Annotated in this window: 18 protein-coding genes; 9 read left to right on the top strand and 9 right to left on the bottom strand. The window is 37.7% G+C overall.

What is annotated here, in order from left to right; all coding sequences use genetic code 11:
• Positions 1-21: 21 nt before the first annotated feature.
• Positions 22-804: a hypothetical protein gene (locus G9C87_RS17310; protein WP_172283430.1), complete on the bottom strand. Its 783-nt coding sequence runs from the start codon at positions 802-804 to the stop codon at positions 22-24.
• Positions 805-1088: 284 nt separating this feature from the next.
• Between G9C87_RS17310 and G9C87_RS17305 the strand changes: the two genes are divergently transcribed.
• Complete coding sequence (locus tag G9C87_RS17305) at positions 1089-2063, top strand: T9SS type A sorting domain-containing protein (RefSeq protein WP_172283428.1); 975 nt, start codon at positions 1089-1091, stop codon at positions 2061-2063.
• An 81-nt stretch (positions 2064-2144) separates the two neighbouring features.
• Here the strand turns inward: G9C87_RS17305 and G9C87_RS17300 are convergent, their stop codons facing one another.
• The 4 genes from G9C87_RS17300 to G9C87_RS17285 all read right to left on the bottom strand — a co-directional run bounded on the left by G9C87_RS17300 (position 2145) and on the right by G9C87_RS17285 (position 6817).
• On the bottom strand, positions 2145-2774 hold the full coding sequence (locus tag G9C87_RS17300) for a response regulator (protein WP_172283426.1): 630 nt from the start codon (positions 2772-2774) through the stop codon (positions 2145-2147).
• Positions 2775-2785: 11 nt separating this feature from the next.
• Positions 2786-4789, bottom strand: coding sequence for a sensor histidine kinase (locus G9C87_RS17295; RefSeq protein ID WP_172283424.1), 2004 nt, complete (start codon positions 4787-4789; stop codon positions 2786-2788).
• A 155-nt stretch (positions 4790-4944) separates the two neighbouring features.
• Positions 4945-5556, bottom strand: coding sequence for a DUF2306 domain-containing protein (locus tag G9C87_RS17290; protein WP_172283422.1), 612 nt, complete (start codon positions 5554-5556; stop codon positions 4945-4947).
• Between the two features lie 217 nt (positions 5557-5773).
• Positions 5774-6817, bottom strand: coding sequence for a helix-turn-helix domain-containing protein (locus G9C87_RS17285; protein ID WP_228457039.1), 1044 nt, complete (start codon positions 6815-6817; stop codon positions 5774-5776).
• A gap of 375 nt (positions 6818-7192) precedes the next feature.
• On the opposite strand from G9C87_RS17285, the gene G9C87_RS17280 reads away from it, so the two are divergent.
• The 5 genes from G9C87_RS17280 to G9C87_RS17260 are packed head-to-tail and all read left to right on the top strand — an operon-like array spanning position 7193 to position 13032.
• A complete protein-coding gene (locus G9C87_RS17280; protein WP_172283418.1) occupies positions 7193-8176 on the top strand; it encodes an L-histidine N(alpha)-methyltransferase in 984 nt (327 codons plus the stop codon).
• Between the two features lie 20 nt (positions 8177-8196).
• Positions 8197-9369 (top strand): ergothioneine biosynthesis protein EgtB, encoded by a 1173-nt coding sequence (gene egtB, locus G9C87_RS17275; protein ID WP_172283416.1) that lies wholly within the window; start codon positions 8197-8199, stop codon positions 9367-9369.
• 9 nt (positions 9370-9378) lie between these two features.
• The gene (locus G9C87_RS17270) at positions 9379-10293 is read left to right on the top strand and encodes an ABC transporter ATP-binding protein (protein WP_172283414.1); all 915 of its coding nucleotides are present in this window, start codon (positions 9379-9381) and stop codon (positions 10291-10293) included.
• A complete protein-coding gene (locus tag G9C87_RS17265) occupies positions 10293-11858 on the top strand; it encodes an ABC transporter permease/substrate-binding protein (protein WP_172283412.1) in 1566 nt (521 codons plus the stop codon). Before G9C87_RS17270 ends, G9C87_RS17265 begins: the two co-directional genes overlap by 1 nt.
• 4 nt (positions 11859-11862) lie before the next feature.
• Positions 11863-13032, top strand: coding sequence for a MalY/PatB family protein (locus tag G9C87_RS17260; RefSeq protein WP_172283410.1), 1170 nt, complete (start codon positions 11863-11865; stop codon positions 13030-13032).
• Between the two features lie 50 nt (positions 13033-13082).
• Here the strand turns inward: G9C87_RS17260 and G9C87_RS17255 are convergent, their stop codons facing one another.
• From G9C87_RS17255 to G9C87_RS17240, 4 genes are all read right to left on the bottom strand, one after another.
• Positions 13083-13328, bottom strand: coding sequence for a redox-active disulfide protein 2 (locus G9C87_RS17255; RefSeq protein ID WP_172283408.1), 246 nt, complete (start codon positions 13326-13328; stop codon positions 13083-13085).
• A 60-nt stretch (positions 13329-13388) separates the two neighbouring features.
• A complete protein-coding gene (locus G9C87_RS17250) occupies positions 13389-14075 on the bottom strand; it encodes an alpha/beta fold hydrolase (protein ID WP_172283406.1) in 687 nt (228 codons plus the stop codon).
• Complete coding sequence (locus G9C87_RS17245) at positions 14065-16656, bottom strand: phosphatidylglycerol lysyltransferase domain-containing protein (RefSeq protein WP_172283404.1); 2592 nt, start codon at positions 16654-16656, stop codon at positions 14065-14067. Before G9C87_RS17245 ends, G9C87_RS17250 begins: the two co-directional genes overlap by 11 nt.
• 117 nt (positions 16657-16773) lie before the next feature.
• Complete coding sequence (locus G9C87_RS17240) at positions 16774-17160, bottom strand: Fur family transcriptional regulator (RefSeq protein ID WP_172283402.1); 387 nt, start codon at positions 17158-17160, stop codon at positions 16774-16776.
• Positions 17161-17250: 90 nt separating this feature from the next.
• Here G9C87_RS17240 and G9C87_RS17235 point away from each other — a divergent pair, with 90 nt between their 5' ends.
• From G9C87_RS17235 to G9C87_RS17225, 3 genes are all read left to right on the top strand, one after another.
• Positions 17251-17589: a MerC domain-containing protein gene (locus G9C87_RS17235; RefSeq protein ID WP_172283400.1), complete on the top strand. Its 339-nt coding sequence runs from the start codon at positions 17251-17253 to the stop codon at positions 17587-17589.
• A gap of 6 nt (positions 17590-17595) precedes the next feature.
• Positions 17596-18798 carry a GTP-binding protein gene (locus G9C87_RS17230; RefSeq protein WP_172283398.1) on the top strand — a complete coding sequence of 401 codons (1203 nt, stop codon included), beginning with the start codon at positions 17596-17598 and terminating at the stop codon, positions 18796-18798.
• Positions 18799-18895: 97 nt separating this feature from the next.
• Positions 18896-20311: an alkaline phosphatase gene (locus tag G9C87_RS17225; protein WP_172283396.1), complete on the top strand. Its 1416-nt coding sequence runs from the start codon at positions 18896-18898 to the stop codon at positions 20309-20311.
• Positions 20312-20423: the final 112 nt, after the last annotated feature.

Below are 20423 nucleotides of genomic sequence, written 5' to 3'. Positions count from 1 at the left end.
AATGGAAGTCTACTATAGAAGCTACACATCAATTGCTGAAAAAGGAGGGTGGAAGTACTTGGGATCAGCATATTCAAATTCGAAATTCAGTTCAGCGATCAGTCTGGCTGAAGAGATTTTCTTTCCTTCCGGTTTTGCGGTATCTGTGTTCAATATGTTTTTCTGAATACTGATGACTTCTGATTTGGTAGGATGAAGTGGGGCAACCACATTATAGATTCTGGAAGAACATTGCTTTTCAATCATTTTCTCAATAACCGAACAAATGTCGTTGTAGTGAATATGATTGACAAAAAAATTGAGATTTGAGACATTATATTTGCTTAGAAAACGATCATCTCCCATGAGACCAGCCAACCTTAAAATATTAGTTTGGGGATATCTGGTTCTGATCATTCTTTCTCCGGAAATCTGATCAGGAGATACATCTTCCTCGGTAAATTCTTTATTGTGATCAGGATATACCCCTGTTGTACTCATAAGAAAAATCTGTCCGTCATAATCTTCTATAAATGAAAAAAGATTCTGGATCCTGTTGTATAAAGAACTTGCACAGCAGCTTTTTCCCGAAATAGGAATAGTAATGATCAGGACATCCAGCTCATTGATAATCTGCCATTGATCCATTTTTTCGGTCAGCAGATAATCGGGAAAATTGACAAGGTAAGGATGAAATCCCTGTTTTTCCAAGTGCTTAGCCTTGTCCGGACTTGTTATTGTTGTATAGATCTCAAAGGTTTCGGACAATTTTGTTGCAATCCTTGATCCCAGCCAGCCACAACCGATTATTCCTGCTTTTTTCATATTAACTTTTTTTTATCTCCTTCCTAATTATAATGATGTGAATTCGAACTTGTGTACTATTATTTTTTTTAAGTAGGTGAAATTAATCAATTTATTTAGTATATACCTGCTGTCAGGTAGAAAAAAATACGCTCCGGCAGGTATTGGAGGGGCCTCTTTATGCAGGTAAATTTGCTTTTATAATTGATGAAAGGAAGGGTAAGAGCTTGTAACCATATTTTCGATGCATCTGAATTCATTTCATGGATTTAACAGTATATATTTTAACACCAAACAATAAAAAAATGAAAAAATTAATCTGTACTTTTTTATTTTTAACAGGGTTGAGCATTGCGGCACAACCCACAGTGACGAGAGCGGCACTTGATAAAATTAATATTACCACTGATGTTTATCATGCCAATGTTTCGGCATCTTTGAATCCGGGACCTTCCGGAGCCGGACAAACCTGGGATTTCTCATCTTATGTAGGCACACCCGTAATCACTACTAAACTATATCCGTGTCCGGGGCATGCCAATTGTTCTAAATTTCCAACGGCCAACAGAATAAGCGAATTGGTAGGAGGAAGTACTTACGATTATCTTCTCAATAGTGATACGGAAGCCACAACTATTGGTAATTACAGTACACAGGGAGATGTAATGATGACCTATACTGATCCCTTGATCAATTACAAATTTCCTGTTAATTACCTTCAGGAATTTACAGATACTTATCAGATCAATATTCCCGGTACGGTAGAGAACGGACAGGAAAACTTTAAAGTAGACGGGTATGGCACTGTGATAACACCTAACGGAACTTTTCAGAATGCTTTGAGGATTAAGAGAGTAAGAACGGCAACCCAAACCAGCGGCGGAGTATCTCAGGACTATCATAATGAATCGTATCAATGGGTCACTGAATCCAACGGACCAGTTCTGGTAATTGCATTTAATACATTTACAACTAACGGACAAACCACGACCCAGCCTTCATTGGCATATTTTTCACCGTCGTCTACATTATCTACGATAGATATGGATAACAAAAAAGATGAGATTGTGATTTATCCTAACCCGACATCAAAATTCATCACAATAAAATCTAAAGATGACATTAAGAATATCAGTATTATCAGCCTAGATGGTAAAGTTGTTCAGAAAACACAGAATTCCGGAATGATCGATGTTTCAGAGCTGCCTAATGGAATATATGTGGTTCAGGGAGAATTAAAAAGTGGGAAAATTATTTCGAAAAAAATCAGTAAACAGTAATTTTTTTCATTTTTTATGATGGAAAGGTACTATCCGCTTTGGATAGTACTTTTTATTTTATGTGGAGATCATTTCCTTTTGTCAAAGTCCGTTTTCTTTTGCAAATTTTAAAAGTTCAACCACATTACGGACCTCACATTTGTTCAATAAATTTCTCCGGTGAGTTTGTACTGTAAGATAGCTTAAGAAAAGGATATCCGAGATCTCCTGTGTCGATTTACCTTCCGATACCAGCTTTAGAATTTCTTTCTCCCTTTGTGTCAACCTGGGAACCGATTTAAGATCATAAATACTGGTCTTTTCAACAATTGCTTCAATTTCGGAGCTAAAAGCCATTTCTCCGGATACAGCCTTATTAATGCAGGATTTGAATTCTTCGAGTGACGCATTTTTTAGCAAATATCCATGTGCTCCGTTTTTGATCATTTGTAAAATAATGCTTCTTTCGGATTGGCTGCTCATTGCCAATACGATGATTTTAGGATGGTTTTTTTTTATTTTCAGGCATAGATCGATGCCATTGATGTCCGGAAGAAATACATCCAGCAGAACAACATCTGCTTTACCAAGATGCTCATAATTGAGGAGGGCTTCACCGGTATTGAAGCTCCGGACAATTTCCACATCATCTGATTTCGAAAAAAGCATTTGCAGTCCCTCAGCGATAATAGGATGGTCATCAACAATAATTGTTTTGTAGGGTTTTGTCATGATGGGTGCAGTTAAATGGATAATTCAATATTAAAAGTAGTAGGATGATTTGCAGAAGATTGGATGTCTATTTTTCCATTAAAAAGTTCCACTCTGCTTTTGAGATTTTTCAATCCCTGTCCTGTAAAGTTCTTGATTTGACTGGTATCGAAACCTTTACCATTATCTTCTACCGTAATGAAAAAACGGGATTGATTCTGGCTGCAGTCCACCAGGATTTCTGTACAGGATGAATGTTTCAAAGCATTGTTCAGTAATTCCTGAATAATTCTGTAAATCATAATCTGAATATTTTCCGGAATATCAGACCGGATCTGATTGGCCTGGAAATAAATACGGATGTCATCGGTTTCCAACATATGGCAGAGGTCATTTAATGCATGTTCCAGACCTAATTTGAGAAGCGTTTCCGGAATAAGGTTAAAAGAAATCTGCCGTAATTCAGTAATTGAATTGTTCAGGATTCCGTTCATATTTTCAATTTCATCCTTCGATGCAGGTCCCGAAGAACTGCTTATCTTTAAAAATCTGGTTCTAAGGGAAGATAGCATACTTCCCACGCCGTCATGGAGGTCCCGGGCTATTCTCTTACGTTCATCTTCTTCTCCTCTGATCACCGCCTGCATGACTTCTATTTCCTTCTGATTTTTTAAGCTTTCCAGGTTTTGTACATAATTAAGGGACTGTTGGGTGGCTATTTTCTTCTGATTTTTTGAATTGATCCAAAGGAAGATAACAAGTAATAACAGAATAACCGAAACCGCAACCAGCAAACCATAGTAAAGTTTATTGTTCTGTGCAACCAAACGATCACGTTCGCGTTGAGCTTCAAGCTGGCTGATCTTTTTCTCATTTTCCGCCCGGTTAAACTTGGCTTCAAGAGCTGCTATTTTTCCCTGATACTCACTCAGGTTGAGGCTGTCATTGATCGTATTGTATCTGGACAGGTATTTATAAGCATTTTTGGTATCCCCCAGACTTTCAAAGGTCTGCGCCAGTTCCTTGGTATAGTTTCTCTGGTCAAGGGCAAAATGGGTCGTGCTTCCTATAAGATCCAGCAGCAGGTTTTTAGCATCTTCAAGCCGGTTCAGAGCTTTCAGGGGTTCATATTTGGAAAACTTCAGTCGATTGGTTAAAAGGATATCCTGATGGAGGGTACTGTTTACAATCCCTTTATCATAACTTTTTAAAGCATTATTAAACTGTCCGAGTCTGTAAAAATAAAAACCCTCAGCTGTATAATAGCTGCCGTTGAGATTAGAATCCGGATATTTTCTAATGATATTGTATGCGATATCAAGAGATTTTTTAGCCTCCGCCAACATATGAAGGCGGCTTTTGTTTTCAGCATCTATAATATAGATGTCGGCCTTTGTTTCCTGGTAAGTATATGTAGATCTGGAGGCCTGTTCAATATATTCCTTAGCGGTTTTCAGGTAGCTGTCTGCCTTAATCCTTTCATCATAGTTCATGAAAATGGTTGCAACGGATTTGTAAAGAATACTCAGAGTTTCCAGATCGTTTCCTTTTTTACCCGTAGGGATGGCTTCATTGATGAGAATTTTCATCCCTTCCAGCTCATTGTTTTGTAAAACTTTGATAAGAGATATGTTTTTCAGGATAAAAGCCTGTAATGAATATGAGTCCTTTGTTTTATATTTCCTGAGCTCAGTAAGAGCAAGGTTGAGCTGCTTACCATAATTGTCAAAATCTCCCTTGCTTACTAATCCTGCCGCATTATAATAAATAGCCGCAGCTTTTAAGAAAGGATATTTGGGTGCTATCTTATTGGCAGTAAGGAGATATCTGTCAGATAGCTCGTTCTTTTTACTTCTTCTGAACAGATCGGCCAGCTTAAAACTGTTTATTCCTCGTATGCTGTCTGACTTGGTTGTCTGTATAACATGAGTAAGACTGTCGATATACGGGCCGTCATCATCAAGGGTGTAAAACCTTTGAGAATAAGAAAAACCGAAAGTGAAAGATACCAGCAACAGGAGTAATTTTCTTTTCATACGTATAAATTGTGATCTTTGGTGCAGCAAAAATAAAATTCTTACTTATACAAATATACATTTATCACCATTTAAATGGTAGATACTTAAGTGCAGTTCGTGGATTTTTATCTGGTTAAACAACTCAAGCCTTCATGAGACATCTTTTCAAAACATTATTGATTCTGCAATGAGTGAGTTTTATTAATATAATATGCTACTAAGAGATTTGGAACCCAGCATAGCCAGGCAACAATAAGGTAGGATATATCCGGTGTCCCTATAGCTATTTTTAATAAAGGCATCCACAGTCTTAGTGTTACTGCTGCAAAAGTACAGGCATAGCTATAAGTCATCAGTTTCTGATGCTGTAAAACATCACCTCTTTTTATCTTTAAAAATGCGGCAACGGTTGTAGAAAACCAAATTATTCCCAAGCTTATAAAACCTAATGAAGAAATAATTCCTCCATTAGCAAAGAAGCCAATATATATACCCGATACTGAGCTGATAATTACTGAGAATATATATGTTTTACCTATTATTCTGTGTAAAACTTTATGCTTATTCCGAAATGTTGCTCCAAACTGTCTCCATCCAATAAAAAGAGAGATACCCCCGAAGATCATATGGCTAAAGAAAAGAGCTCTCCAGACAGTATCATGAACAACTTCAGGAAGCTTGGTTTGTAAAAAAGTATGTTTGTGATCAACAAAAAGATAAATTAAAGGATATAGTCCGATTAATAATGCAAAAATGACCAGGATAACGAACAAAAATATTTTCATAGTAAAAGAGCTTGAGTTAAATGGCTTAACAATGGGGTTAAATGTTGTTTTTTTAGCAAAAGTGCGGATTGTTAAAAAAATAAATGCCCCAGAATGTAAGGTGGAACTAATTTCATACACATAAAATAACTGATTGAGCGGATTGTTTTGTGGAAGTCGAATAATTATTTTCTTTCTAACCTCTAACCTCTAACCTCTAACCTCTAACCTCTAACTTCTAACCTCCAATCTCAAGATTCTGCTCCTTTAAAAAGTCTCTCGGGGAACAATTCATATATTTTTTAAAATTGCGATTAAAAGCAGTTTTGGAATTAAACCCACATTCAAATGCCAGTGAAAGAATAGTGAATTTTTGATTTTCCGGAAGGACAGCGATTCTTTTAAATTCTTCAATCCTTTGTATATTGATGTAATCGTAGAAGTTTTTGTCTTCAATGGTATTGATAACCTGAGAAAGAGTATTGGGATGTACTTCGATAATGCCGGCCAGTGTAGCCAGGTTTAATTCGGGATCTTTGAAAAGTTGTTCAGATTGCATTTTGGAAGTCAGCCTGGTGTAGATTTCCTGGATTGAGGCTTCGTTTAAAATCGATTTCTGATATTTAATCTGTTGATTTTCATTAGGCGGTGTGGTATCATCTTTTTCAGTATCTTTTATTTTTGGCTCTGGTAAATTTAAAATTCCTGCTTTGGTAATTCCGAAATAAGCCGCCAGTAATATAAAAATTACAACTGAGGTAAATGTGATTCTGTCATCTTTAAGGATAACTAAGATCCAGATTACAGCGATTCCAAAAATAAGATAATATACCCAGTTCAAGTTGATCCTTTCAATGTTAGAATACTGTTTTGCAATACTGTCTTTGTATTTTTTTAATGATCTGATACTAAGTATGATATATGTAATTCCGGAAATATAAATAAGTATATTGATATTTTCTCTTATGTTTTGATACCTCATTCCGCCATTATGATAAATTAAAATCTTATCTTTTGTCGAAAGTAAATAGAAATCCCACAAAATAAGATACACGACCAAAGGAGGAATGAAATGCAGAATCCTCAGATATCTGCGATTGTTTTGCTGAGTAAGCGTAAGGACATATACATAAAGCATAGGTCCATGTATCAAAGGAAGAGGAATCTCTAATCCCAATAAATAGGGAGTAGTAATATTGTTTTCGGAAAAATTTAAATAAAATAATGTCAAATGAATCCCAATGATAAAGAACCATAATGCCAAAAGGTAATCTGCCATCATTTTCCTTTTCTTACCTAAAATGAGAAAAGAAGAAAAATAAGCAATAAAGATTCCTGATAAATAGAACATGTTACAATACCAAACCGAGTAATGACCAAAAATAAAATATTAAAATCATATTTCTGAGGTATATTTTATTTAACGGACATTTTTCAGGGTTGGGAGTGAATAACCTGCTATTAATAAGAACTTTTTAATATGAATTTTGACTTTTAAATTTTCATAATTTTATTAAAAAGATGGAAAATAGAATAGCTAAATCAAAATTTAAGTGTACATTTAATTATATTGAATGCGCCAAGCAACTACTTTTATGAAGAGTAATGAGGAGAACGGTAATTTGTAGTGCTTACCGAACTATAATGAAAACGTAAAATGAACTCAAACACCAATTCACAAATAAAAAACAATCACAATAAGACCGGAAATTTTTTCCTCGATGTAAAAAAAGGACTGGATAGCAATCCCAAAAGATTATCTTCAAAATATTTTTATGATGAAGTAGGAGACCGGCTTTTCCAGAAGATAATGGCAATGCCTGAATACTATCTTACCCAATGTGAGCTTGATATATTTCAAAATAAAACAGCCGATATCGCTAATCTGATAGGTTTTGACAATACTCCTTTCGATCTGATCGAACTGGGGGCAGGTGATGCTATGAAATCGACCTATCTTCTTAAATATATGATAGATAAGGGGTTGGATTTTACTTATATGCCCATTGATATTTCAGGTAATATTTTATCTGTCCTGGATCAGAAATTAAAAAAGGAGATACCTGATTTAAAAGTTACCCAGCTCGAGGGAGAATATTTTCAAATGCTCAATAAAGCGGCCTCGCTTTCCTCAAGAAGAAAAGTCATTTTGTTTTTGGGAGGGAACATCGGTAATATGGAACTCGAAGAGGCTAATGCATTTTGTATAGGATTGAAAGATCACCTGAATCCCGGAGACAGGATTCTGATAGGGTTTGATCTTAAAAAAAATCCTCACACCATCTTAAATGCCTATAACGACGCCACCGGTATAACAGCAGCTTTTAACCTTAATCTTCTTACGCGTATCAATAAGGAACTTAATGCTGATTTTAATATTGAGCAATTTCAGCATTATCAGACGTATGATCCTGTAAGCGGAGCATGCAGGAGTTATCTCGTTAGTCTGGCCGATCAGGTGGTAAATATAGATCATACGGAGATTATATTTAAGGAAAATGAACTGATAGATATGGAGGTTTCACAGAAATTTTCTGAGACCGATATAAAAGAATTGGCAAAGAAAACGGGCTTTGAGATTGACGGAGAAATTAAAGACTCGAGGAAATGGTTTATTGACTCCGTCTGGAAGTTTAAATAAATAATAAAAAATCTAAAAAGATGATAGCAAATCCTAAGATTATTGATGCCGTAACGACTTACAGGAATATTCGCAGCCATTCGTTGGCTATTTGTGCTCCTCTTGAGACTGAAGATTTTGTCGTACAGCCTATCGTGGATGTAAGCCCGCCAAAATGGCATTTAGGACATACCACATGGTTTTTTGAAACCTTTATTCTCGTTCCGAATTTTCCGGGGTACACTGTTTTTGATCCTCAATATAATTTTGTATTCAACAGCTATTACGAAACCATAGGAGCAAGAGTCATCCGTACAGACCGGGGTAATTTGAGCCGCCCTTCAGTGGCAGATGTGTATCGCTACAGGGAATATGTGGACCGCCAGATGACTGCTTTTCTTCAGAGTGAATTTATGAACCCTTCCATTGAGCCGCTTTTGGAGCTGGGACTCAATCATGAACAACAACACCAGGAGTTGTTGCTTACGGACATCAAATATATTTTAGGTCACAATCCTCTTTTCCCGGCGTACCGGAAAGGTAAGGAAGAGAGCAAGGAAATGGTTCGGACCGGTGAAATGATCAGATTAAGTGAAGGGGTGTATGAAATTGGTTTTAATGGTAATGGCTTTTGCTTTGATAACGAACTGGGAAGACATAAAGTATACCTCAACAATTTTGAAATAAGTGACCGTCTGGTTACCAATGGCGAGTATCTGGAATTTATAAATGACAATGGATATAAGGATTTCAGGCATTGGCATGCAGAGGGTTGGGACTGGGTGAAACAAAATGAGGTGAAATCACCGTTATATTGGCATTGGATCGATGAAAAATGGATGTATTATACCTTAGACGGTTTACAGCAAGTAGATCCTGACGAAGCGGTTTGTCACATCAATTTCTATGAAGCTTCAGCCTTTGCAGCATGGAAAGGAATGCGTCTTCCAACCGAAGCGGAGTGGGAGGTTGCTTCCGTACATTTTCAGTGGGGAGAAAGGTGGGAATGGACGGGAAGTGCTTATTTACCATATCCCGGATTTAAAAAAGAAGCGGGTGCCGTAGGCGAGTATAACGGAAAGTTTATGGTCAATCAAATGGTTTTAAGAGGGGCTTCCGAAGCTACACCGAAAGGGCACAGCAGAAATACATACAGGAATTTCTTTCATGCAAGTCTTCAGTGGCAGTTTACAGGAATAAGATTAGCGAGATAAGTCCTGCCTATGATTAAAGTAGAATCACTCACCAAAAAATTTGATGACCGGATTGCCGTTGATCATATCTCTTTCGAAGCACAGGATAAAGAAATTCTGGTGCTTCTCGGAACAAGCGGTTGTGGAAAAACCACAACCCTGAAAATGATCAACCGTCTGATAGAAGCTGATTCCGGTGATATCTGGATTGACGGACAAAATATTCTTGGAAAAAAACCGGAAGAGCTCCGCATGCACATTGGCTTTGTTATGCAGCATGCCGGGCTTTTTCCTCATTATAACATCCGCCGGAATATTGCTGTGGTTCCCGAGCTGCTCAAATGGGAGAAAAAGAAGATCAGAAGCAGAACGGAAGAACTTATGGAAAAGCTTCACCTGCCGGAAGAACTGCTTTCCCGTTTTCCCCAGGAATTAAGCGGCGGACAGCAGCAACGGGTCGGGATCGCAAGAGCTTTAATAGCAGATACCCCGATATTATTAATGGATGAGCCTTTTGGAGCATTAGATAATATTACTAAAGCGGATATTCATTCTGAATTTAAATCATTAGAGGAACTTAAAAATAAAACCATTATTCTTGTTACACATGATGTACAGGAAGCTTTCGAGCTGGGGCAAAGGATCTGCCTTATGAATGAAGGAAAGATTGTCCAGATCGGAACTCCCAAGGAAATGCTCTATCATCCTGCCGGGGATTTTGTGAAAAATTTCTTTGCAGAAAACAGGCTTTTGCTTGAATATAAAGTTGCCACGCTGGATAATATAAGTCCTTTTCTTGAACAGAACGAAAGTTTCAGAGAAGAATTTGATAGAAAGGAAAATGTGTGGAATATTTTACAGAAACTCAGTGCAGATAAAAGCTATTCGGATCAGTATGAAAAACTGAGCGAGGCATTTAACCTTTACAGAAAAGCACAGGCATAATGACACAGCAGAACCTCTGGCAGTTTATTGCCGAACAGCAGGATAAACTTCTTCTCCAGATTATACAGCATCTTGGGCTTACTTTTGTATCATTACTCCTGGCAATAATTGTGGGTGTTCCGTTAGGAATATTCATCGCCAGAAAGAAATTATTTGCCAACCCTGTCCTGGGAACTGCCGGTATACTGCAAACCATTCCGAGTATAGCTTTACTTGGATTTATGATTCCTGCCTTTGGCATCGGGGCTACTCCAGCCATTGTAGCATTACTGATATATGCCCTTCTACCAATTATACGGAATACCTATACGGGAATTACGGGAGTAGATGCTTCGGTTGTAGAAGCTGCCCAGGCAATGGGAATGAACAAAAAACAGCTCTTGTTCAAAGTAGAGCTTCCATTGGCAATGCCTGTAATCATTGCAGGAATAAGGACAGCTGCAGTAATCAATGTAGGTGTGGCGACTTTAGCCTCATTTGTTGCGGCAGGAGGATTGGGAGAATTTATATTTGGAGGAATCTCCCTTAATAATACCAATATGATTCTAGCAGGCGCCATCCCGGCTGCGTTACTGGCTATTATCCTGGATCAACTGATTTCTGTTTTACAGAAATCCGGCTATAGGAGGCTTCGTAAGATGCTGTTCATTATTCCCATAGTTTTGGTTATTATTGGAGGTGTATATGTGTTTAATTCCTATTCCGGAACCAAGCTTAAAGCAGGTTTTACGCCTGAATTTATGGGAAGGCAGGATGGAGATATTGGATTGAGATCAGTATACGGGCTTAATGCCAAACCACTTATTGTAAGTGATGCCATTATGTATAAAGCAGCTTACGATAAGGAACTGGATCTCATAAGCGGATATTCTACAGACGGAAGGATTAAAGCTTATGATCTGTATGTACTGGAGGACGATAAAAAAATATTTCCACCGTATTTTGCCGCACCCATTATAAAGACAAAAACATTACAAAAGTTTCCGCAGCTGCAAGAAACGCTCAATTTGCTGGCAGGAAAATTCAATGACTCTGTCATGACGGATCTCAATTATCGGTCTGATTACCTCCACCAAACCCCGGAAAAAATTGCAAAGGACTTCCTGAAGCAGCATGATCTTTTCAAAAATTCCCGAAAAGGAAATGGAGGGACCGTGCGGATCGGCTCCAAAATTTTTGGAGAGCAATATATTCTTACAGAAATGTATAAAATGCTTATTGAAGGCAATACGGATTATAAAGTAGAAACCAAAACAGGCTTGGGAGGAACGAAAATTTGTTTCGATGCACTGGTGAATGATGCCATTGATTTCTACCCTGAATATACGGGAACAGGCCTTTTGGTCCTTTTAAAACCTTCGGAAACAATTTTAAAAGAGGTGAGCCCAAGTCCTGAAAAAACCTATAACTACGTAAACACTGAATTTAAAAAACAATATGGTATAGAATGGCTTCAGCCTTTAGGGTTTAATAATTCCTACGCCCTGATGATGAGACGGGAACAGGCCCGGCAATTAAACATAAAAAATATTTCAGATCTCAAAAACTATCTAGATACTCCTTAATTCAATGACTTATAATTTCGACGAAATAATCTCCAGACGAGGCACCAATTCCATCAAATGGGATTCTGTGGCAGATGATAATGTGCTCCCTATGTGGGTGGCTGATATGGACTTTAAAACACCTCCTGAAATCATAAATGCTCTTTCACGGAAAGCTGAACAGGGAATGTTTGGATATAGCTTTACTCCCCAGGCACTGTATGATGCAATTATCAGTTGGTGGGAAACAAGTCATGAGGTCAGTTTAAAAAAAGAATGGCTGCTTCCTGTTCCGGGAATGATTCCGGTAATTTCTGCTATTGTAAGAACATACCTTCAGCCGGGAGATCATATTATAGTACAATCACCGGTATACAACCATTTTTTTATATTGATTGAAAATTGCGGATGCCATGCGGTTGAAAATCATCTGATGTACGAAAACGGAAACTATCAGATTGATTTTGAAGACCTCGAAATGAAGGCTTCAGACCCTCAGAATAAAATGCTGCTGCTTTGTAGTCCCCACAACCCTGTAGGAAGAGTATGGACAAGACAGGAACTGGAAAAAATAGCTTCAATATGTTCGAGACATAATGTGATGGTTATCTCTGATGAAATTCACGCCGATATCGTGTATAAAGAAAACAAGCATGTGCCATTTCTTTCTGTAGCGGAAGATTATGATCTACTTTCTGTAACCTGCGGTTCTCCCTGTAAAACATTTAATTTGTCCAGCCTGTCTGTGTCATATGTTATTACTAAAGATCAGGAGTTTAAAAAACAAATTTCAAAAATATTATCCGTACAGGAGACTTATGGTATCAATCCATTTGCGGCTGAAGCTTTAATTGCTGCCTATACACATGGAAGGGACTGGATGGAGGAATTAAAAGAATATTTGTATAATAATTATCTGTTTTTAAAAGATTTTTGCAAAGATCATTTACCCACTATAACCATTAGCCCATTACAGGCGACCTACCTTGTATGGCTGGATTGCCGGATTTTGGGTAAAGGATCTGAAGAGCTTTCAAAACTCCTGTTTAAGGAAGAAAAATTGTGGCTGAACCCGGGAACAATGTATGGCAGTTCCGGGGAAGGTTTTTTGCGAATGAACATTGCCTGTCCCAGAGAAGTTTTGGAAGGAGGTTTAAAACGGTTTGAAAAATATATCAATAAGAAACAGGATTAACTTATATTCCTACTTTAAAGGTCTTTCAATAATTCTGGAAGGCTTTTATTTTATAGATTTCTATAGGCTTTTTCTTTTTTAAGTTGCTTCCATTTATTAATATTTACAATTAAAATAGGAACCAGAGCGATAGGAATCACGGCCAAAGCACTGAATTTGTGTTTGAATGTCAGAAAAAGATTACTAAAGAATAAAAGTGGAATAGCAACCATAAGCAAAATGGTTATTGCTTTTGAATTTTTTTCCTGATTAATGAGTTCCTCATTGGTGTATTCTGTTATTGGTTTATTTTTCATGTTATTTTTGTTGATGACTTCAAGGTTATTAATTTTTCCAACCGGTGCGGTCGCTGTATTTTATAAATTAAGATTGATAAAGTTGGCCAGCATCTTCGTATTATTTCCGTAATGATGGTTTCCCGGAATATGTTTCATCTTATAATTACTACCCAGCTTTATTTCATAATACGGAAAATGGGCAAATTCAAAATCACTTACAATAAGCAGTACAGGAACTGTTCCCATTTTGTTGATCTCCGGGATGACCTGTAAACTTCCTTTGGGCTCAACTCCAAAATATTCATCCAGGTGAATCTGAAAGTCATTGCTTTTAGAAGGCCCCATAATAAAGACTTTTTGGATCTTGCTTTTCAGATCAGGAGTAAAACGGTTATATACAAATGGAGTTACATCAGCACCAAATGAAAACCCAAGAAGAACTACTTTTTGATTTTTGCGTCCCTGCAATTGCTGGTTGATGTAATTCTCTATATCTCCGGAAGTTTGTTCCGGTGTTTTTTTATTCCAGAAGTAAGCCTTCGTGTCCAAAGCAAACACATCATACCCTAATTTGTGGAGATCTGTACCCAGGCCTTTTGTAAAAGTATTAAAGCCGGCGTCGCCACTGATGTAAAAGATAACAGGTTTGTCTGTGTTTAAATTCCATTCCGTTATTTTGAAGTCATTATCTTTTTGACAGCCTGAAAAAATGGCCAGTAGGGATAATGATAGGAGATTGCCGAATTTTCGTAGTCTATTCTTCATTTTTCTGTGGTTTCATCACTTTATTTAATGCCGTTGGTATCTGAAGCAGTTCAAAATCACTGTTATAAACAAGATACTGATCTTCCCAGAGACTGGCATATTTCTCTTTAAAGTTTCGCAGTGTTTGATAATGTTTAAAGCTACCGACCCTCTGATATGCAAACTTCATGATATCCTCAGCCGTATTATGGGTCTGTTGTATCCCTGCCATTGGGGTCATTCCCATGTTTATGTATTTCAGGTTTTTGCTTTTGGCATATTCTACAAGTTTTACGATCAGTACATCAGTACTGCCGTTGGGAGCATCTTCAGTTTTTCTGATCATATCATAGCTGCACTCGTCAGGAGCACAATGAGGAATTATATTCAGAAATGCAACGCATTGTCCGTTATTATCAGAAATGGTAATAAGATCCTGGTTTCTTACCGTATCGCGATCAAACATTCCCTCTGCAAAAACAATTTCCTTTTTATCAAATTCCCTGAGCCATTCATCAGAAACACTTTGGATCTGGTCTATGGTTTTATCATCCTGAGGCGCATATCGTATTTCCGTAATATAACCGGACTTTTCAACCGCATTGATGCCGTTCCTGATCGTCTTTTTATCTTTTCCTGTAAGCGTAAAACCTTCAGCATCCAGGATGGCATCCTGACCGATAAACAATTTTTGTTTTTTTAAGGGATTAAAATAAATAATACCACTTTCACTCACTCTGTAATAGCAGGTTTTTAAATTGTTTTTCTTACAGAACAGATCGAATTCCCTGATCAAGTCTGTTTTGTGATGTTCAGCGCATACGGGCTCTTCGAGAACAACTGCAAATCCATTCGCCGTACGAAAAGACACAACCCCATTAATTTCTTCAGAAAAATAAAACTCCTTTTCTTTGGCCAACTTAAAATAATCCAATGAAGATGTTCCGAATTCTTCTATCAGCTGTTTAGCGTTAATGGCATTTTCTTTCTCATCTTTCACGACCCAGGAATGAGTTCTGTAAAACGAAAGAATGAGCACCAACCAGGAAATTACCCCAAGAATATAGTTAAGGTTCTGGAAATCCCGTGCAAATCCGGTAAGAGGGGTAAGTCCCGAATCTTTGAACAGCAGGAATGTGTACAATGTATAATAAAGGGCTTCTTTCTTTGTAAAATCAATGCCGAAATGGGATTTACTGATAAAGTAAAAGCTGAAATAGTTGAAAATAAGGATAATGGTGAATATTCCTAAAAACCAGCTGAAACCTCTTTGTAAAGAAACGATTTTAGTGGTAAAGATATACTCCTTTCTGCTGTACCAGAGAAGTCCTAAAGTAAATGCAGAAAATAAGGCCTCCTCATAGTCAAGTGCTTTAGACAAATTAAAAATAATGGATACTATGGTGAGTACTACTGCAAAATACCAGGCTCTTTTATATCCCCGGAAAAGATTAGCGGAGGTTACCAGCAGCAAGACTCCGGAAATGAGTGTGATCATTTTGGAAATATGGATGAGCTCCCAGGGCAGATACCCTTTCAGGATGTGTAAACGATCCGTGAGGGCGGGAGTAATTACCGAAAGGATATTGATGATGCCCAATAAAAAAATCATAACTACAGGTAAAATACGGGCCAATAGTTTCCGTCCGCTCCATAGGTAAGCAAAAATCCCAAGAACCAATGGAATCCAGAATTCAAAAAAACGGTAGAGCAGAGTAATGCCTAAACCGTCAGCGTGGCTGTATCCGAAGTTCGTAAGAATATAGGTAAGCGAAAACTCCACGGCTCCCAAGCCACGGAGGAAAGGGGAGACGATCATCAGTAAAATCGAAACAACATACGATATCGCTGCAGCAGAAAATGATGCCGGAACTCCGAAAGCATACATGGCAATCAGGAGATGGAAAACACCACAGAATTCAATAAGTACTGAAACTAAAATAGTGATCCAGAAATACTTTCTGTCGATTTCATTATTGAATATCTCATCTATGGAAGCAATGAATTTAGGAAATTTCCGATCCAGAAACCGGTAGAGGGAATTTTTCTTACGGAACGAAACGAATGCTGAATAACTGCCTAAAAGAATAGCCGCCAAGACAATAATCCCCACCCAGCTGTCATTGAAGCTTTTATTGATCAGGACTGCGTAAGCAATTAACGGGATTCCTACGATCATTACCGTTAGTAATCCTACAAATCCATAAATTGCACTTGCCTGATGGATCTTGGAGGATTTATATCCTTTTGTTCTGATATTCCTGGGAAGGTATGCCAGCGAGCTTACACCTCCGGCAGGAAGAAATACACTAAGAAAGTTTCGTTTTAAAAATAAAACGGTGGCATCAGATATCCCTACATTCAGTTGGGTTGCACGAAAGCTCGTTACATACATTAAACCTTGGAGCAGGACATAAATCAGTGTTAAAAGTATACCTGTCAGAACCCAGCTTAATTTTGAGTTTTGCAATTGAGGGCCTATGGTTGCGAGTTCGTGTCTTTCACTGCGGAAAAATACGAAGGCCAGTAATAAAATAATAACTGCCAGAACTTCTTTCCAACGAACCAGCCTGAAGATTTTTGAAAATTTTATGTTTTTCATATTCGTGATATAGAACCCTTTCATGCATTTTTTACGCTGAAATGTCCTGAAATCAAAAATAAATAAAAAACGTGTAGCAATTCACAGATATTTTACTTTATTTAAAGTAATCTGTTGTTAGTTCTGATAGCATTTCGGACAGATTCCACTTACCACAAAATTGTAGCTTTTGGCAACAAAGTGTTTAGGGAGTGTTATTTCAGGAACCACATTTTCTATGCATGTTACAGACAAGCATTTTTCACAATTAAAGTGAATATGATTATGAGAGTGATCATTTTCTGTGCAATGATGGCATTTTGCGTAATTCACAACCCCATCCACATTAACGATCTTATGGATTTTTCCTTCCTCTTCAAGACGGTCGAGCACGCGGTAAGTGGTAACACGGTTGCACAGATCCCCGATTTTTTCCTGGATAGCAGTGTGAGATAATGCGCTGTCGGAGCTATTAATGATGTTTAATATTTCTGTTTTGGCCTGGGTGTTTCTGACTTGTTTCATGATTTTATTGCAACTTTGTTGCATTAATTAAAATTAATATCTACATTTGCAACAAAGTTACGATAAGTATTTTAAACTTAAATATCATTTATGAAATCAAAAATTTTAGATGCAGTAGGTATTTCCGCAGCGGTTTTATGCCTGATTCATTGTATTGTCTTTCCTTTACTGATGATCATTCCCCTTGGAATATCCCACAATCCCTATATCGATCTGGCGTTTCTGCTCATCGGAGCCATCGTAGTCTATAGAGTCACGAAGAAAATCTCAAAAACATGGCTGAAATGGTGGTTTTGGATCTCCATTCTTTTAATCTCCGTGTCTGTATTGGTAGACCTGATTTTTGAAATCCATATTCCTTTAATATATATTGGAGCTGCAGGTTTAATCGCAGGCCATATTTTCAATTTTAATAATCATCAACATTAACCTATTATGGAGAATAAACTTCCCGTAACCGTGCTCAGCGGATTTCTTGGCGCCGGAAAAACGACATTACTGAATCATGTTCTACACAATAAAGAAGGTTTAAAAGTAGCGGTAATCGTTAATGATATGAGTGAAATCAATATCGATGCACGACTTGTAGAAAATCAGGGTACATTATCCCGTACAGAAGAGAAGCTGGTGGAAATGAGTAATGGCTGTATCTGCTGTACTCTTCGCGAAGATCTGATGATTGAAGTAGAACGGCTGGCAAAAGAGAAAAGATTTGATTATCTCTTAATTGAAAGCACCGGTATCAGCGAGCCTGTTCCAGTAGCACAAACTTTTACCTATGCAGATGAGGAAAACGGAATTGATCTTTCCGCATTCAGCTATGTAGATACAATGGTTACCGTAGTGGATTGCTTAAATTTTTTTAAAGATTTTGGTTCCAACGAGTTATTAATGGACCGCGAGCTTACGGATATGGAAGGTGATTTCCGTACGATCGTAAACCTGCTGACAGATCAGATAGAGTTTGCCAATGTGATCATACTGAATAAGACGGATTTGGTCAACGCAGAAACGGTGGGCTTTTTAAAAGCAACCATCGGAAAGTTGAATCCTGGTGCCAGAATTATTACCTCTGAATTTGGAAAAGTAGCTTCCGGGGAAATACTGAATACTCATTTATTTGACTTTGAAGAAGCCCAACAATCTGCCGGATGGCAGAAGGAGCTGGAAGCAGAACATCATACTCCGGAAACTGAAGAATATGGAATAGGATCATTTGTTTTCAGAAACAAAAAGCCATTCCATCCGATGAGGTTTTGGACCTATCTGAACGAACAATATCCGGAAGGTGCTTTACGGGCAAAAGGTTTATTCTGGCTTGCTTCACGTCCTGATGACGCATTGAACTTTTCGCAGGCAGGCGGTTCTTTCCGTCTTGAAAAAGCAGGAGTATGGTGGTCCAGTATGCCTATGAGCAATAGAGTGCAGTATTCTTCATTTCTGCAAAATCAGGAATTTATAGAAAGCCGGTGGGATAAAAACTGGGGGGACCGCATCAATGAATTGGTCTTTATCGGGCAGAATTTAGATCAGGAAAAGATGATGGCAGATCTGGAGTATTGTCTCTTAACCGGAGATGAAAAGAAAATGTTTGATGAATCTGTAATTTTTCAGGATCCTTTTCCGCAGAATATATGATCAATTCTGTTAAAATTAAATTTACAATTAATTAATGCAACATTGTTTCATTATTAAATTTTAATTATATATATTGCATCGTGAAATGTTAATGAAAATGAACAGACGAAAGTTTCTAAAAGGTTCGGCATTGCTTTCCGGATTGTTTGCAATTAATCCGGTTAATGTTCTGGCCACCGAATCTTCTGTAAAGCCCAAATCTTACAAAAAAGCTAAGAATATCATTTTTATGGTAAGCGATGGCATGAGTTCCGGAACACTGGCTTTAGCGAACCTGTACTCCCAGAATATCCTTGGGAAAAGTGGAAACTGGATCAATTTGTATAAGGAAAATAAAGTATCCAGAGCACTGATGGATACTGCCTCTGCGAGTTCAATTGTTACCGATTCTGCTGCTGCAAGCTCATCTTTCGGTGGTGGGTTCAGGGTAAAGAATGGCGTACTGAATATAGGCGCTAATGGTGAAAGATATGTTCCCATCTGGCAGAAATTTAAAAAAGCGGGAAAAAAAACAGGCTGTGTCACTACTGTAACCATTACCCATGCCACACCTGCCGGGTTTTGTATCAATTCAGCCAGCAGGAATGCCGAGCCTGAAATTGCGGAAATGTATGCAGAAATAGGATTTGACGTGATGATGGGTGGAGGAGATGAATTTTTTAACCCCGCGAAAAGAGAAGACAAAAAAGATGTATACGGTTTGTATAAACAAAAAGGATATCAGATTCTAAAAAACCGTTCGGATCTGCAGAATATCGATAAAAGCAAACCGGTATTAGGAGTATTCAATACAGGAGCGCTACCTTATTCAATTGATAGGGTTAATATAGCAGCTTTACAGTCTACACCAACACTTGCTGAGATGGCAAAGACGGCAATAGACCAGATGAAAGATCATAAAGAAGGTTTTGTGCTTCAGATTGAAGGAGGTAAGGTGGACTGGTCTGCACACGCAAATGATGTTGCAGCACTTATCCATGATCAGATTGCTTTCGAAGAAGCTGTAAAAGTAGCTGTTGATTTTGCTGAAAAAGATAAGAACACATTGGTTATTATCACCACAGATCACGGCAATGCCAATCCGGGAACAATTTATGGCGCGGATGCTACCCGAAACTTCAATACTATTGCCCATTATAAATTCACCAATGAATATATCCTGAATGCAATCCATCCCGATTTTAACCTGCAGCAAACGAAAGACTGGATCTATGAGACCAATGCCATAAGCCTGGCTGATGATGAAGCTAAAAGTCTTTTAAGTTTCTACACCAGTCTTGATAAAGAAGGTGGGTTATATAATTATAAAAAGCTTCCCTTTAAACTGTATTCGGAAATTCAGAAAAAGCATAATTCTGTTGGCTGGATCAGCATGGATCACTCGGGTGATTATGTGGAACTTGCCATGTTCGGGCCGGGAAGTGAACTGCTAAAACCTTTCGTAAAAAACACAGATTTACATTATATTATGCTTGAAGCCACAGAGCTTTCAGCACATACCGGTAAGCTTTGATCTTCGGTATCCGGATTTCAGAATAAATATTTTTTTTTCATATTTATATCTTTTGGTGGAAAGAAGCCTTTACGTAATAGTAAAGGCTTCTTGTTTTTCTATATTAAAAATA

It is taken from the genome of Chryseobacterium sp. LAM-KRS1 (genome assembly GCF_013184525.1).
Taxonomy (GTDB): Bacteria; Bacteroidota; Bacteroidia; order Flavobacteriales; family Weeksellaceae; genus Chryseobacterium; species Chryseobacterium proteolyticum.
Note: the sequence above shows the minus strand (reverse complement) of the source record. Positions and strands in the feature narration are given on the sequence as shown.

Excerpts from the sequence above, each read along its gene's own strand:
- G9C87_RS17265 (WP_172283412.1), top strand. The coding sequence starts at position 10,293 with ATGACACAGCAGAACCTCTGGCAGTTTATTGCCGAACAGCAGGATAAA.
- G9C87_RS17270 (WP_172283414.1), top strand. The coding sequence starts at position 9,379 with ATGATTAAAGTAGAATCACTCACCAAAAAATTTGATGACCGGATTGCC.
- G9C87_RS17310 (WP_172283430.1), bottom strand. The coding sequence starts at position 804 with ATGAAAAAAGCAGGAATAATCGGTTGTGGCTGGCTGGGATCAAGGATT.
- G9C87_RS17260 (WP_172283410.1), top strand. The coding sequence starts at position 11,863 with ATGACTTATAATTTCGACGAAATAATCTCCAGACGAGGCACCAATTCC.
- G9C87_RS17250 (WP_172283406.1), bottom strand. The coding sequence starts at position 14,075 with ATGAAGAATAGACTACGAAAATTCGGCAATCTCCTATCATTATCCCTA.
- G9C87_RS17235 (WP_172283400.1), top strand. The coding sequence starts at position 17,251 with ATGAAATCAAAAATTTTAGATGCAGTAGGTATTTCCGCAGCGGTTTTA.
- G9C87_RS17240 (WP_172283402.1), bottom strand. The coding sequence starts at position 17,160 with ATGAAACAAGTCAGAAACACCCAGGCCAAAACAGAAATATTAAACATC.
- G9C87_RS17230 (WP_172283398.1), top strand. The coding sequence starts at position 17,596 with ATGGAGAATAAACTTCCCGTAACCGTGCTCAGCGGATTTCTTGGCGCC.
- G9C87_RS17280 (WP_172283418.1), top strand. The coding sequence starts at position 7,193 with ATGAACTCAAACACCAATTCACAAATAAAAAACAATCACAATAAGACC.
- G9C87_RS17245 (WP_172283404.1), bottom strand. The coding sequence starts at position 16,656 with ATGAAAAACATAAAATTTTCAAAAATCTTCAGGCTGGTTCGTTGGAAA.
- G9C87_RS17255 (WP_172283408.1), bottom strand. The coding sequence starts at position 13,328 with ATGAAAAATAAACCAATAACAGAATACACCAATGAGGAACTCATTAAT.
- G9C87_RS17300 (WP_172283426.1), bottom strand. The coding sequence starts at position 2,774 with ATGACAAAACCCTACAAAACAATTATTGTTGATGACCATCCTATTATC.
- G9C87_RS17285 (WP_228457039.1), bottom strand. The coding sequence starts at position 6,817 with ATGATGGCAGATTACCTTTTGGCATTATGGTTCTTTATCATTGGGATT.
- G9C87_RS17305 (WP_172283428.1), top strand. The coding sequence starts at position 1,089 with ATGAAAAAATTAATCTGTACTTTTTTATTTTTAACAGGGTTGAGCATT.
- egtB (WP_172283416.1), top strand. The coding sequence starts at position 8,197 with ATGATAGCAAATCCTAAGATTATTGATGCCGTAACGACTTACAGGAAT.
- G9C87_RS17290 (WP_172283422.1), bottom strand. The coding sequence starts at position 5,556 with ATGAAAATATTTTTGTTCGTTATCCTGGTCATTTTTGCATTATTAATC.
- G9C87_RS17225 (WP_172283396.1), top strand. The coding sequence starts at position 18,896 with ATGAACAGACGAAAGTTTCTAAAAGGTTCGGCATTGCTTTCCGGATTG.
- G9C87_RS17295 (WP_172283424.1), bottom strand. The coding sequence starts at position 4,789 with ATGAAAAGAAAATTACTCCTGTTGCTGGTATCTTTCACTTTCGGTTTT.